This is a genomic window from Mesorhizobium sp. AA23 (assembly GCF_001672435.1).
Lineage (GTDB): Bacteria > Pseudomonadota > Alphaproteobacteria > Rhizobiales > Rhizobiaceae > Mesorhizobium.
Window position 1 is genome coordinate 46,444 of record NZ_LYTP01000003.1, and the last position, 13,778, is coordinate 60,221.

Annotated in this window: 13 protein-coding genes; 5 read left to right on the forward strand and 8 right to left on the reverse strand. The window is 60.7% G+C overall.

The window, feature by feature from the left end:
* Positions 1-8: 8 nt before the first annotated feature.
* The 7 genes from A9K66_RS04705 to A9K66_RS04735 form a co-directional block, all read right to left on the reverse strand.
* Entirely contained in the window at positions 9-1,031 is a 1,023-nt protein-coding gene (locus A9K66_RS04705; RefSeq protein WP_197507448.1) for a transketolase family protein, read from the reverse strand.
* Positions 1,028-1,867: a transketolase gene (locus A9K66_RS04710; RefSeq protein WP_156751011.1), complete on the reverse strand. Its 840-nt coding sequence runs from the start codon at positions 1,865-1,867 to the stop codon at positions 1,028-1,030. Before A9K66_RS04710 ends, A9K66_RS04705 begins: the two co-directional genes overlap by 4 nt.
* Positions 1,868-1,886: 19 nt before the next feature.
* The gene (locus A9K66_RS04715) at positions 1,887-2,639 is read right to left on the reverse strand and encodes an SDR family NAD(P)-dependent oxidoreductase (RefSeq protein WP_067320302.1); all 753 of its coding nucleotides are present in this window, start codon (positions 2,637-2,639) and stop codon (positions 1,887-1,889) included.
* Positions 2,640-2,679: 40 nt separating this feature from the next.
* Complete coding sequence (locus A9K66_RS04720; protein ID WP_067320305.1) at positions 2,680-3,573, reverse strand: amidohydrolase; 894 nt, start codon at positions 3,571-3,573, stop codon at positions 2,680-2,682.
* Positions 3,574-3,639: 66 nt separating this feature from the next.
* The gene (locus tag A9K66_RS04725; protein WP_067320308.1) at positions 3,640-4,602 is read right to left on the reverse strand and encodes a substrate-binding domain-containing protein; all 963 of its coding nucleotides are present in this window, start codon (positions 4,600-4,602) and stop codon (positions 3,640-3,642) included.
* A 22-nt stretch (positions 4,603-4,624) separates the two neighbouring features.
* Entirely contained in the window at positions 4,625-5,629 is a 1,005-nt protein-coding gene (locus A9K66_RS04730) for an ABC transporter permease (RefSeq protein ID WP_067320311.1), read from the reverse strand.
* Complete coding sequence (locus A9K66_RS04735; protein WP_082953703.1) at positions 5,626-7,152, reverse strand: sugar ABC transporter ATP-binding protein; 1,527 nt, start codon at positions 7,150-7,152, stop codon at positions 5,626-5,628. Before A9K66_RS04735 ends, A9K66_RS04730 begins: the two co-directional genes overlap by 4 nt.
* A gap of 104 nt (positions 7,153-7,256) precedes the next feature.
* Between A9K66_RS04735 and A9K66_RS04740 the strand changes: the two genes are divergently transcribed.
* From A9K66_RS04740 to A9K66_RS04750, 3 genes are all read left to right on the forward strand, one after another.
* A complete protein-coding gene (locus tag A9K66_RS04740; protein ID WP_067320314.1) occupies positions 7,257-8,252 on the forward strand; it encodes a LysR substrate-binding domain-containing protein in 996 nt (331 codons plus the stop codon).
* A 336-nt stretch (positions 8,253-8,588) separates the two neighbouring features.
* A complete protein-coding gene (locus tag A9K66_RS04745; protein ID WP_067320316.1) occupies positions 8,589-9,173 on the forward strand; it encodes a flavin reductase family protein in 585 nt (194 codons plus the stop codon).
* A 123-nt stretch (positions 9,174-9,296) separates the two neighbouring features.
* On the forward strand, positions 9,297-9,977 hold the full coding sequence (locus A9K66_RS04750; RefSeq protein ID WP_245307398.1) for a GntR family transcriptional regulator: 681 nt from the start codon (positions 9,297-9,299) through the stop codon (positions 9,975-9,977).
* A 64-nt stretch (positions 9,978-10,041) separates the two neighbouring features.
* Here A9K66_RS04750 and A9K66_RS04755 read toward each other — a convergent pair whose 3' ends face one another.
* Complete coding sequence (locus A9K66_RS04755; protein ID WP_067320331.1) at positions 10,042-11,178, reverse strand: Gfo/Idh/MocA family oxidoreductase; 1,137 nt, start codon at positions 11,176-11,178, stop codon at positions 10,042-10,044.
* A gap of 455 nt (positions 11,179-11,633) precedes the next feature.
* Between A9K66_RS04755 and A9K66_RS04760 the strand changes: the two genes are divergently transcribed.
* Both A9K66_RS04760 and A9K66_RS04765 read left to right on the forward strand, forming a co-directional pair.
* On the forward strand, positions 11,634-12,518 hold the full coding sequence (locus tag A9K66_RS04760; RefSeq protein WP_067320334.1) for a sugar phosphate isomerase/epimerase family protein: 885 nt from the start codon (positions 11,634-11,636) through the stop codon (positions 12,516-12,518).
* A 548-nt stretch (positions 12,519-13,066) separates the two neighbouring features.
* Positions 13,067-13,723, forward strand: a complete 657-nt coding sequence (locus A9K66_RS04765; RefSeq protein ID WP_067320336.1) for a GntR family transcriptional regulator — start codon at positions 13,067-13,069, stop codon at positions 13,721-13,723.
* The last annotated feature ends 55 nt before the right edge of the window (positions 13,724-13,778 follow it).

Consider the following 13,778-nt stretch of genomic DNA (forward strand, 5'->3'; position numbering starts at 1 on the left):
TCTGGTACCTACTTAGTCCATTCACGAACACGGCGCGCGACCTCAGCTGTCGATATCCCGTAGCGATCGTGAAGCGTCGGCAGAGCCCCGGCATCGAGAAACTCGTCGGGGAGCGCGATTTGTCGGAAGACAGGGCTCACACCCTCGCGCATCAGCAGGGCAGCGACACCTTCGCCCAGCCCGCCGATCAAGGTGTGGTTTTCCGCAACCACTACCATTCGCCCGGTCCGGCGCGCTGCAGTAAGTATCGCTTCCGTATCGAGCGGCTTGATCGTCGGCACATGCAGCACAGCGCAGCCGATGCGGTCCGCTTCGAGAGCCGATGCCGCCGCAAGCACACGCATCGTCATCATGCCGCTCGAAATGAACAGCACGTCCGCGCCTTCACGCAGCAGCCGTGCTTTGCCGATCTCGAACCTGTAGTCGTACTCGTCGAGCACGACCGGCACCTTGCCGCGCAAGAGCCGCATATAGACCGGCCCCTTGTGGTCGGCGATGGCCTCGGTAGCCTGCTCGATGTCAAGCGCGTCGCACGGGTCGATGATTGTCAGGTTGGGCATGCCGCGGAAAATGGCGATGTCTTCAGTTGCCTGGTGGCTCGGGCCGTAGCCGGTGGTCAGTCCGGGCAGGGCGCAGACGATCTTCACGTCGAGATGCTCCTCGGCGATCGCCATGCAGATGAAATCATAGGCTCGTCGTGAGGCGAAGACGGCGTAGGTCGTTGCAAATGGGGTAAACCCTTCCCGCGCCATCCCGGCGGCCGCGCTCATCAGCACCTGCTCCGCCATGCCCATCTGGTAGAAGCGATGCGGATGTTCCTGCGCGAAGACATGAAGGTCGGTGTATTTGGCAAGATCGGCGGTGAGCCCGACGATCCCGCTCCGGTGATGTGCCAGCCTGGCGAGCGTGTGGCCGAAAGGGGCGCTGCGCGTCGGAACGCCGTCCGGGGCGATCGAGGCGATCATCGCCGAGGTGGTCTTGCGCTCGCCCACCTTGACCGCCTGCCGCGGTGCGAATTTTGACAGCCTCACTGCGGACGTCCCTTTTCCAGTGCCTCGAGCGCCAGCGTCCATTCGTGCGGCTCGACGCGGATGAAATGCGTGATGTCGCGGGCCTCCAGGAACGGCACGCCCTTGGCCATGCGGGTGTCGCAGACGATGATGCGCGGGCGCGGCTCCTTGAGACCCCGGGCGCTGTCGAACGCTGCGCGGACCGCCTCGATGTCATTGCCGTCGACACGCTGAGCGTGCCAGCCGAAGGCCTCGAACTTGTCCGTCACCGGCTCCGAAGACAGCGTCGAGGTCGATGGGCCGTCGGCCTGCTGGTTGTTGAAGTCGACGATTGCGATGAGGTTGTCGAGCTTGTGGTGGGCGGCCGACATCGCCGCTTCCCAGGTCGAGCCCTCGCCGAGCTCGCCGTCCGACAAGAGATTGTAGACGAAACTGTCGCTCTGCTTGCGTTTCAGCCCCAGGCACATGCCGACGGCGATGCCAAGCCCGTGACCAAGCGATCCGCCGGTGATCTCCATGCCAGGCGTATAGGCAGCCATGCCGGACATCGGCATGCGGCTATCGTCGGTGCCATAGGTCTCTAGCTCTTCCTCCGGCAGCACGCCTGCTTCGATCAATGCCGCGTAGAGCGCGATCGCATAATGCCCGATCGACAGAAGAAAGCGATCCCGCCCTTCCCATTGCGTGTCATCCGGCCGGTAGCGAAGCGCATGGAAATAGGCGACGGCAAGCACATCGGCAATGCCGAGCGCCTGCCCGACATAGCCCTGGCCCTGGACTTCGCCCATGCGCACGGCATGCCGCCGGATGCGATAGGCCCGTTCGGCAAGGCTGACATTGCTGCCCGCGCGTGGCATCTCCAATTCTGCCGGCCCGTCAGCCATGGATCAGCATCCCGCCATTGACGTCGATCACGGCTCCGGTGATGTAGCCGGCAAGGTCCGAGGCGAGGAAGAGATAGGCGCCGGCGACGTCGCGTGCCTCGCCGAGGCGGCTGAGCGGAATTCCCTTGATGATATCGGCGCGCATGGCGTCGGTCAGCTTGTCGCCGGTGATGTCGGTCTGGATCAGGCCGGGCGTGACGCAGTTGACGCGGATGCGATCGGGCCCAAATTCGCGCGCCATCGCCTTTGCAAGGCCGAGCACGCCCGCCTTGGCGGCGGAGTAATGCGGGCCGCCGAAGATGCCGCCGCCGCGTTGCGCGGAAACCGACGACATGCAGATGATCGAGCCGCCGCCATTTTCGCGCATATGAGGAATGAAGGCCTGGCTGAGATAAAGAACACCGCGCAGATTGACGTCGAGGATGCGGTCCCAGTCGGCCGGGCTGATGTCCAGTGTCTTGACCGGCTGCGTGATGCCGGCATTGTTGCAAAGCACATCGATTTTGCCCAAGGCCTCGGTGACTTGCGCGGCCGCCCTCCTGCAAGCTTCGCGGTCGGCGACGTTGCAGGCAAGGCCGATATGGTCGCCTCCGAGCGAAGCCGCGGCGTCACGCGCTTGCCCCTCATCGAGGTCAAGGATCGCGACGCGCGCCCCATGCTCGGCCATCAGCGTTGCCGTGGAGCGGCCTATCCCGCGCGGGCTCGCGGCGCCCGAAATGACCACGGCCTTGCCTTTCAGCAGCATGTTGAACTCTCCTGCTATTTCCATTCTCTTGGCGGGTGATCTAGAGCCGGTAGAACCGGGCGGCGTTGTCATGAAACAACGCAAGACGCTCTTCCTGCGGATAATGTCGCGTGATCTCCTTGAAGGCGTTCACGATGGCGTCGAAGCTCGAGAACAGCTTGTCGACCGGGAAGTTCGTCGCAAACATCGAGCGCTCGATGCCGAATACGGCGATCGCCTCCTCGACATAGCGACGGATCGACGCCGTGGTCCATGTCCAGTCGCCCATGCCGAGACCCGAGATCTTGCAGGCGACGTTCGGCGCTTGCGACAACCGGCGCATGCCCTTTTTCCAGGCGTCGAAATGCTCGGGGCCGTCGACCTGCATGCCGGTGTGGTTGAGGATGATCTGCACGTCGGGAAAATCGCGGGCGAGATCGAGGAACTCACCCATCTGCGGATAGTAGAGCTGCAGGTCGAAACTAAGCCCGCGCTTCGACAGCTCGCGGAATCCGCGCCGCCATTCGGGTGTCCGGCTGACCTCCGGTCGCGCCAGATAGGTCTTAGCGGGATCGGCGTGATAATTCATTGACTGCCGGATGCCGCGGAAGTTCGGATATTCCATGTGTCGGTCGAGAAGGTCGCCGACATCAGGCTTGGACAGGTCGGCATAGCCGACGATGCCATGGGGAAAGCCCCGCTTGTCCGCGATACTTTGCAGCCAGTGCGTCTCGCCGACCGGATCGGCGGGATTGAACCCGACGTCCAGATGCACCGACTTCACCAGGTTCTGGTTCCTGGCGTCCTCCAGATAGTCGTCGATCAGATAGCTCTTGCGGATCGCCTCATAGTCGCCGAAGGCCGCCGGCTTAACCCCGTCGGTCAGCCACGGATAGTAGTGGGTCTCCAGATCCCAAAGGTGATGATGCGGATCGATGAAAGGCAGCTCTGCCACGGTCGGAATCCCTCGCTTGGGGTCTGGAACCCGCCGGCCTCCGCCGGCGGGCCCGTTCGATGGCGATCAGTTGCTCGGGGGGAAAACGCGGGCGATGACCTTCTTGGCCTCCGCACTGTCGACCTTGTCGGCCGTGACCAGCGGCATCACCAGGGCCATATCCTGGGTCACCTTGCCTCCCGTCAGGGCATTGTAGACTTGCTGGGTACCGTCGATCCCCTGGCCGACCGCCTCCTGGAAGAAGATGCCCTGGATCGCTCCCTTCTTCAGCAGCGCTATGGTGGTAGGCGAGCCATCGGCGACAGTGATGCCGATCTTGCCGGTCAGGCCGCGCGTCTCGACCACCTTGGCCGCGCCACTGCCGGCTTCGTCATACATGCCGTAAATGGCCTTGATGTCGGGATGGGCGGTCAACAGATCATTGGCTTGGGTGACGGCCTCGGTGATCGTCAGGCCGCGCGTCTCCAACATCTGCACGAGATCGCAGCCGTTGGCGGCGAACGCCTCCTTGGCGCCCTTGAGATATTTCTGCGCATTTTCACGGTCTTGCGGCAAGGACAGCATGCCGACCTGGTTGCCGCCACGCTCCTTGGCGAGATCGCAGGTGAATTTGCCTTGCGCCTTGCCGGTCTCATAATTGTTGGCGGTGACCGAGGACGTATAGTTGGCGAGGCCCGGCTGCGGACCGATGCCGGCGAAGGCGATCGGTACCTTTTGCTTCTCCAGATAGTCGAGCAGCGGCGGCGTCGACGTCGAGCTGACCGGGCCGATCACGATCGCCGATACGCCCTTGGTCACGGCGGTCCTGGCATTGTCCATCTGTTTGGCGGGTGAGTTCTCAGAGGTGTACTCGACATAGTCCATGCCGAGTTCCTTGGCCTTCTCCTTCACGCCGTAGCCGACCCATTGCCAGTAGGAGATGTCAAGCGACGGCGCGATATAGGCGACGGTCTTCTTGTCCTCGGCGTATGACGCGCTGGACAAGGCGGTCGCCGCCAATGCTGCAATCAGGATGCTCTTCAACTTCATCTTGGTTCCTCCCGTTGATGATCTAGAGTCGGTTCTTGTTGCTGAAGCGGTCGATCAGGACCGCGAGCAGGATCGCGGCGCCAGTGACGGAGCCCTGCCAGAAGCTGTTGACGCCGATGAGGTTCACGCCGTTCTGGATGCAGGTGATCATCAGCGCGCCGAGCACCGCGCCGATCGCGCTGCCTGTCCCGCCAAAGAGGCTGGCGCCGCCGATGACGACCGCGGCGATCGCCTGCAGCATCAGGCTGGCGCCGGCCGTTGCCTCGGCATTGAGGATGTAGCTGACTGTCAGCAGCCCGGCGAACGAGGCGAGCAGGCCGGAAGTGATATAGGCCGCGAACTTGATGCGGAGCACCGGAATTCCGAGTAGGCGAGCGGCAGTCGCCGACGACCCGACGGCATAGAACCAGCGGCCCAGCACGACCTTGCGCAGCACATATTCCACCACGACCATCAGGACGATGCAGAACAGAAGATGATTGGGTATGCCGGGGACGATCTCGCCGGAATTCAGCAGCCAGAAATCCGGCGCACCGATCGGCATCGAGCGACCGTTGGTGACGATGAAGGCCAGGCTGCCCGCCACCGCGTAGGTGATGAGGGTGACGACGAAAGGAGCAAGCCTGACGACGGTGACGAGAAACCCGTTGATCGCTCCGAAAACCAGCCCCACGGCCAGGCCTGCCAGGCTCGCTGTCAGATCGTTCGCGCCATTGGCCATTGCCAGCGCCGTGACCATTCCGGTCAGCGAGAACACCGAGCCGACCGAAAGATCGATGCCGCCGGTGACCACCACCAGGAAGACGCCGAGCGACATGACGACCAGCGGCGCCGCGGCCTGGATGATGTTTTGGACGTTGCCCATGCTAAGCGCCGCGGGCACGAACATCCCGACCGCCAGCAAAAGGGCGACGATCGCGCCGGCGATCGCGGCCTCGGTGCGGTAGGACAGAAGGATCCCGGGGGAGCGGGTCCTGGCGTTCCGGGCCTTCTTGGCCGTCGCGGCGCCGTTGGTTGCGTCGGTCATGCTGCCATCCCCGTCAGCTCGGCGAGCCCGTCTTCGGTGAAGCGCTCGTCCGGGAGAAACCCCTTCGGGCGCCCGTCTGTGTCGAAGGCGAAAATGACGTCGCAAAGCTCGAGCAGCTCGACGTTCTCGGTCGACCACCAGACGATGATCGCTCCGGCGTCCGCCATCTCGCGTATCAGTGCATAGATGTCGTGCTTGGTGGCGATGTCGACGCCGCGCGTCGGCTCTTCCAGCACCACCATGCGCAGCGGCAATCCGAGCCAGCGCGCAACGATGAGCTTCTGCTGGTTGCCGCCGGACAGCGACACCGGAAGGTCCCAGATCGAACCCGCCTTCAACTTCAGCGCCGAAACCAGATCGGAGCATTCCTGCCGTTCGGCGGCGCCGACGATCCGCCGCTTGTCGCGTACCCTGCGCGCGGCAAGCACGTTGTCGACGATCGGAAGCTGCGAAAGGATGCCCTTCGCCGCACGGTCACCTGAGACGAAGCCGACACCCGCACGCGCTGCCGCGGCCGGGGAGGGGAAGCTTTCGCCAAAACCGTCGCCGGCGAGGCGCCAGCCGGCGCCCTTTCCGGCGCCCACGAGAGGATCTATCAGGCCTGTCGGACCGGCCGGCGCGCCGGCCAGCCCGAGGATGGTGCCAGGCCGGATTTCCATCCTGACGCTGTCCGGTCCGACCAATTCCACCGGCGTGCCCTCTGGGCTGCGTTGCCGCCGCTTGAGCTGTGGTCCGGAACGGTGGGTCGATTGGCCCATCTGCTGAACGATCTCGCCATCGCTCAGTGAGGCAAGCGGCGTGGCATTCGCGACGGTGACACCATCCCGCAGGACGGTGCAGACATCGCAGAGTTCGCGGATTTCCCGCATCCTGTGCGAGACGAAGACGATGCCGATTCCCTCGTCGCGCGCCAGTCGCTTCAGAACGGAGAAAAGCTTGGCCGTCTCGCCGGCGGTGAGGTTGGCGGTGGGCTCATCGAGAAGCAGCACTTCGGCGCCCGTTGAAAGCGCGCGGGCGATCTCCACGATCTGCCCTTCATGCAGGGACAATTTGCGCGCCGGCAGGTCCACGATCTCCTCGGCGATCGCCGCATCGATCAGGCGCAGGGCATTGAGCGCGATGTCGCGCATGCGGCGGCGGCTGCTTTGCGACAGGCCAGACTTCGCATGCACGATGCCGATGTTTTCCGCGACCGAGAGTTCGGGCAGCAGCGCCAGTTCCTGATGCACCACCGCTATGATCGGGTTGCTCCCGCCGGCCTTCGCCGATGCGAAGCCGATGTCGCCGGCGTCGCGGGGGGTGAGGTCTGTGATGATGCGGATCAGCGTGCTTTTGCCGGCGCCGTTGCCGCCCATCAGCGCGTGGATTTCGCCCGCCCGGACCTGAAAGCTCACACCGCGCAGGACGCGGGTTGCGCCGTAACTCTTCTCGACTTTGACAGCGTCGATCAGAGGCCTCCCGAGCGATATCTCCCCGGCCGCCGGCACAGTGCCGGCGCCGCCCACTTTCTGGGCCGTTTCCATCCTGCATCTCCTCCCGAGATCGCGGGAATGATGCGGCCGATTGACATCCGGCTCAATTCTCGTTTCTTAACATTCTGTGTAGCTGAACTTAACTGTCGCGAGCGATGTCAGACCTCAAGTTCAAGTCGATGGCGCATTTCGAAGCGGTCGCGCGTTTGGGCGGCGTAGCCAAGGCTGCCCAGGAATTGCAGGTTACGCCTTCGGCCGTCAGCCAACAGTTGCGCCTGCTGGAGCACCAGCTCGGCGTGCGGCTTTTCCAGCGCGAAAAGCGCCACCTGTCCCTGACGATCGACGGCGAGCGCCTCTACCAGACGACGACGCAAGCCTTCGAATCCATTCGCGAGGTTCGAAATGCCATCGTGCGGCAGCGTGAAAGCTTTCAGCTCAGCCTCCGGGTCAGCCCCTCCTTTGGCGAGAAATGGCTGGCTCCACGTTTGGCCGAATTCAGCAAGGACTACCCGACCTGGAATCTGCGCGTCGACGCGACACCCAATTTCTCGGATTTCGAAACCGAGGTCATCGATCTCGATTTGCGTTACGGCGACGGCGGCTGGGCCGGTCTTTATTCGCATTGCGTCGTAAACGACCTGATCCTGCCGATGTGCTCGCCTGCGTATCTCGCCGAACTGCGCAGGCTTTCATCCGATCCGCGCGAGCAGCTTCGCCAGGCCAGACTGATCGACAGCGTCAAGGCCTATTTCCGCTGGGATTACTGGCTGCCCCGTAATGGTGTCCAGGGCGCGCGCATGACCTACCCCCATCGATTCGACCGCTCCTCGATGTCGGTTCAGCTGGCGAAGGATGGAGCGGGCGTGGTTCTGGAAAGCACGTCGATCGCATTCGAAGACCTGGTGTCAGGCGCATTGGTGCCCGTGTCTACCGAATTCGACGTCATAGAGTTTCCCGGATATTGGCTTGTCTGCCCTTCGAGGCACATGAACCGGCGGGCGGTGCGCCTGTTTTCGGAATGGGTATCGCGGATCGGCAGGCGCGACACCGACCGCGCTCGACTTTTTTTGTCCGAGCTGGGCCTACGTTTATCGTTCGAACGACGGCCTCATTTTGGATTGCGGGATGACAAGCCGGCAGCCATGGCTTGATCGAGTCTGCATTCCTCTGGCTGCCGCGCGCCAATCAAGCTGGTTCGCAGATGGGCTAAAGTTACCTGGGCATGTGACCGATCCAGTTCCTGTGTCTCGGCTTGTCGCGAGTTGTCAGCGATTGCTGTGAAAGCTCCCGCCCGGCGGGGGCGGGCGAAGCCCTTGGGACCTGAAGCCTCCCGTTCTCCTGCCGCGGATTTGCCAAACGGTTGGCGGAGTTCCTCACAACGCAAGCAAGTCTCCCCAACACTACGCCTGTTGGCTGAGGATTGGGTTGCAAATCACAGTCATGCGCGATAGTGTATGCAGAATGCAGTGCGCAATCGAGGCCAGCACATGGGCATGACACCTCAGACTGTCTCCTCAAAAGACTCCCAGGAACCAGGAGACCGGGCAGGTGTTGACGCCGACACCTTTCGCGGCATATTCGGTGGCTTTCCCAGTGGCGTGACAATCGTTTCGGCGACCGACACCGGTGGAGCCCCGGTCGGATTGACCGTCAGCGCAGTAATGTCGCTGTCGCTCACCCCGCCGCAGCTGGTCATATGCCTGCAATCGTCAAAATACACGCTCCAGGTCATCCGGGCTCAGAAGCGTTTCGCGGTCAATTTCCTGGCCAGTGATCAATCGTGGATCTCGGATCAGTTCGCGTTCGGGCAAGGCGACAAGTTCGGCGGCATAGACTGGGGTTTTGGCGAAATCACGGGTGCTCCCGTGATCAAGGACGTTCGAGCATATGCGGAATGTCAGGTAGATTCGCTGATTGAATCTGGCGACCATACGATTGTCGTTGGACGCCTGGTCGCCGGCGGCACAGCCGATGCTTCTCCTTTGGTTTATCACGCTCGCAATTACGCTTTGCTTTCGGCTCATCCTGGAAGCTCTCGCAGGGCACCTTCAGACGGGCCTAACAACAAGTAGGCGCGCAATCGCCGCGTTGCATCGAAGCTAGGCACAGGCTGTGCCAACTATGAATTTGAGGGACCGTCGGCTTTCCGGGCGAATATGGCGCCGTTTTGGTCTAGGTAGGGAGCACAGTTGACCGTGCAGGATCTCAAAGAGAATGCAGCGCCTGGCGTCCAGGCTTACACGACGGTCAAGAAGCTGATCATCGAGAGCAATTTGCGACCGGGTGAACTGATCTCCGAAAGCGACCTTGCAAAGCGTCTGGATATCGGCGGAGCGCTAATCAGGGCGGCGTTAGACCGGTTGATTGAAGATGGTCTCATCAACCAGGTGGATGCGAAAGTTCTCCAGGTGGCGGCCCTCGACAGAAAATACATCGACGATGTCTATCAGATAAGCAAAGCGCTTGAGATACAAATCGCTTTACAGTCGGTAGATCACATACCGCCAGACGCGATCGAGGAATTCGCGATGGTGCTCGAAAACATCCGACCCGAGGTAGAAGCCGGCATGCCATATCGGGTTCGCGAGGCCTATGAGCATCTGCAGCAGATGTTCCTGACATACTGCGAAAACGATCTTATCTGCTTGATACTGGGACGGCTTCAAGATCATCTGACCCGCGTCAGGCTGGCCAGTCGCGCCACCGACGACCGACAATGGCTGCACATAGAATATTGGGTCATGAAGGATGAGCTCGATGCGCTTCGTGCCCGCGATGTTAGCAGACTGACCACAACGCTTTCCGCACATATGGACATGTTCCGGCGCTGGATACTGCAAAGCTGGATCTCGCCCCATCAAGCCGGAAAAAGCTGACGGTTCCGCACGGAAAAATCAGGCCCTGGTGGACACCCGGGTCCCGCCGGCTCTTGGTGAGCCCTCACAGCTCGAACGGGACGAACACGCTTCCCGCCTCTGCGGATCGCAGCGTAGTGAAAATGAAGCCAACCCCCCGTGCCCCTTCGTGAACGGTGGGGAAGTCTCCATTGTCGGGTGTGTTTCGACCTGCCGAAATCGCCCGCGCCACCGCTGAATAGATGTTGGCGAATGCCTCGAGATAACCTTCGGGATGGCCGGCGGGAGTTCTGGTAGCTGCTTTCGCTCCGGCACTGACGCCTGTGCCGCCGCGGGCAAAGACAACCGGCTGCCGTCCCGATGCCGTAAAGGTGAGTTGTTCGGGCTGCTCTTGGTGCCAGGTGATCGCGGCATCGGAGCCAAACACACGCAGCGCAAGCCCGTTTGGGCAGCCGTGAGCTATCGAGGTGGTCCAAAGCGCACCGCGCGCGCCACCTTCGAAGCGCAGCAACATATTGACGTGGTCGTCGAGCGGATTGCGCAAGCTGGCCAGATCCGCAGCGAGCGCTTCGACGCGAAGCCCGCTGACATATTCGGCCAAATGGAAGGCGTGCGTCCCAAGTGACGCGACAACACCGAGCGCCCCTGCCTTGGTCTGGTCGTGCTGCCATTCCTTCTTGCCGAAGGCCTGCGTCTGGTACTGATGGGCGTATTCCACCTGGACGGATAAGACCTGGCCCAGTCTCCCCTCGGCTATCATGTCTCTTGCCATCCGCACCATGGGATAGCCCGAGTAGGTGTATGTTACGGCAAGAACTCGGCCGGTCTCGGCCACTCTTGCGCTCAGCGCACTGGCATGCTGTCGGCTGACCACCAAAGGCTTGTCGCAGATTACGTGGATGCCCTTGGCTAGGAACGCATCGGCAATTTCATAATGGGTTTCGTTGAACGTGCAGATCGTGACAGCGTCGATGCCGTCCGGGCGCTCGGCCTCGCGCGCAGCCATTTCCGCATGGTCTGAATAGGCCCTTTGAGGATCGATGAAGTGGTCTCTCGCGACCTGTCTGCTCCGCTCAGGATCGCGCGAGAACACGCCGGCGACCAGCTCCCAACGACCGTCCAGGCGCGCTGCCGAGGCATGGCTGGGACCGATCGAATTGGTGCCGCCACCGCCCACCATGCCAAGCCGCAGCCTTCGGCCTGCTGCATTCGTATTCGCCATCGGGACCTCTCCAGTTGGATTTGCTATCGCGATTTCTTGAGAATGGTCACCGGCGCTTGCGCCGGTGACGGATCGCCTTGACTAGTCAGGACCGCGGCTATCACATCTATCAAGCCCGCAATGGCCCTTTCCAACCCTGCGGCACTCGAAGTGCTTTAGCGTGAGAACTCACTATCGGCTTGTGGCGTCAGAAGATGCAACGGAGCCGCAGCATGTGAATTCAGTATTCAATCGCATCCGGCGCTTCTGTCAAGCCGCAGTTTAATCGGACACTCTCTTTCGGTACGCTAAATAGGGGATTTACGGGCATTTCAATCGCGTATGCGAGTGTTGACAGTGGGAATCAACAAATTGCATACTGAATACCACATAAGATCGCTGATCAGATATGCGAGCTACGTGGTGCGACCCGAATGAGGGCGCTCCCGCCGAATTCTGGAGTTTATGGGAGCGACATGACCAAGAAGAAGAACAGGCTAATCTTGCATTCGTCAGTGGCCTGGGACGTGCCCCTGATAATGGATATCGATGTCGCGCGAACGATCGGTTTCGACGGCATAGATCCGTCGACCAGGAAGCTGCAGGGCTTCCTGGATGCCGGGTTCACCGAAGAGGAGCTGGTCGCCAGGCTCAACGGAATCGACATACCGGGGTTCGGCGCCGTCTTCGATATTGAGAGGCGAGGCGCGTCAGAAGCCGATTTAATGACGGAGGCAGAGTCTACCTTCAGCCTGGCACATCTCGTCGGAGCAAGGGGCATCCAGGTGATGACGGGCCCGGTGGATGTCCGGGCAACGATCGCGCACGCCAAGGGTGAGCACACCGATCTCTACAAAGGGATGCTTGGCTTCCCTCGCCAAGAGCAGATCGCGGTCACCGTGAAGAACCTTTCTCGCATCGCCGACTTGGCCGCGCAGTTCGATCTGCTTCTCTATCTCGAGCCGATGTCATGGACGCCGTTGAACAGAATAGCCGACAATGTGGAGCTCATCGACCGATCCGGCCGCGACAATATTCGATTGATTGTCGATTATTGGCATTGCTTTACAGCCGGGGACACGCCTGACGTAGTCGCCAACCTGAGCAAGGATCTGCTCTACGGCGTTCACATAAGCGACTCGCGTCCATTCGCCGGTGGCATCCCGATCGAGGACGATCTGCGCGACATTGAATTGGGATCTGGTGTCATCGATCTGAAATTGTGGACGGATGCTGTTAAGGCGACAGGATATGACGACTGGTGGGGCTGCGAGTCCTTCAGCCGGAAATGGCATCAGGAAAATGCCTACGAGATCGGACGAAAGGTGCACAGGCAGATGAAGCAACTGGTGCAAGGCTAGCGCTGTGTGGCTCCGTATGGAATCTCCCTTCCGCGACCAGCCATTCCCCCACAATCAGGTGACTGCGCTGCGGAGTAAAGGTCATCTCGTTCCTCCATCTGTGAGGTGGCTCCCAAACCGACCTGCGCATTGGCTAGACCGCAGTGAGCGCGCGGCGAAGCCAAATTCTGAATGCTGCCGTCTGGATGCAATCTGATCGTGGTGGTAATGTCGCTCCGACCAGGTTTTGGAGGCAGAAATGTCGAGGCTGCTGGTAACAATGGCCTTCGTCCCGGGATCATACGATTTCGATAATTACGGCCATGAAAGGCTCTGGGATGAAGTTCCGGCGCGTTGGAAGGCGTCTTTGTCCGCGATTTTCGCGATTTTTCGATATCGCCGTGGAAAGGCTTAGTGGACGACTTTTGAACGGCGCTGCTCGGCTGATCGCGAATTGCGCATTGCCTCGCCACGTGATCAACAAGTGCATCAACCAGGACCTTGCCAGTATTCTCTAGCCTCACCATTATTCTTCGAACGATTCGAGGCTTCGACCGAAAAGGAAAATCATGCAGGAGGTTGAGCGCAATATACCCTTGGGCGAGCGGGTCTACGACATCATAAAGAAGATGATCACCGATGGCGAACTACCCCCCAACCAGGTGGTGCCTGAGAGTGTTTTGGCAAAGCAACTCGGCGTGAGTCGCTCCCCGGTCAAGGCTGCACTGACGCGTCTGCAGGAAGACGGGCTAGTTGTAGGAGAGGCATGGAAAGTACCTTACGTCGCTCCGCTTGACGCGAAATATGTCAGCAACGCCTATCAAGTCCGTAAAGCTTTGGATTCCCAATGTGCGATTCAGGCTATAGGCAACATACCGGCCGCGCGAATCGATGAATTCGGCGTTTTGCTCGACAAGGCGCAGCAATCGTTAGAAACCGATCCTTCGCCAGTGAGGGACGCTTTTTTCTTTCTGCAGAGTATGTTGCGTGAATACTGCGACAATGATCTGCTCCGAAGCATGCAGGGTAAGTTGAATGATCATCTGACCCGCATCCGCAAGGTCATCCATTCGACGAATGATGGCGAATGGTTGAAGATTGAATATTGGATGCTCAAGGATCAACTCGAAGCGTTGAGATCCCGAGACTCCGCTCGTCTCGTGGCAGCCTTGAACAACCAGCATGATCAGTTCGTGCGGTGGCTGTTCAAGAATTGGAGCCTTTAACGGAGGTGTCGGGCGATTGCTGGCGTGGCTCACATCGTCTAACATGCCGTTGCTG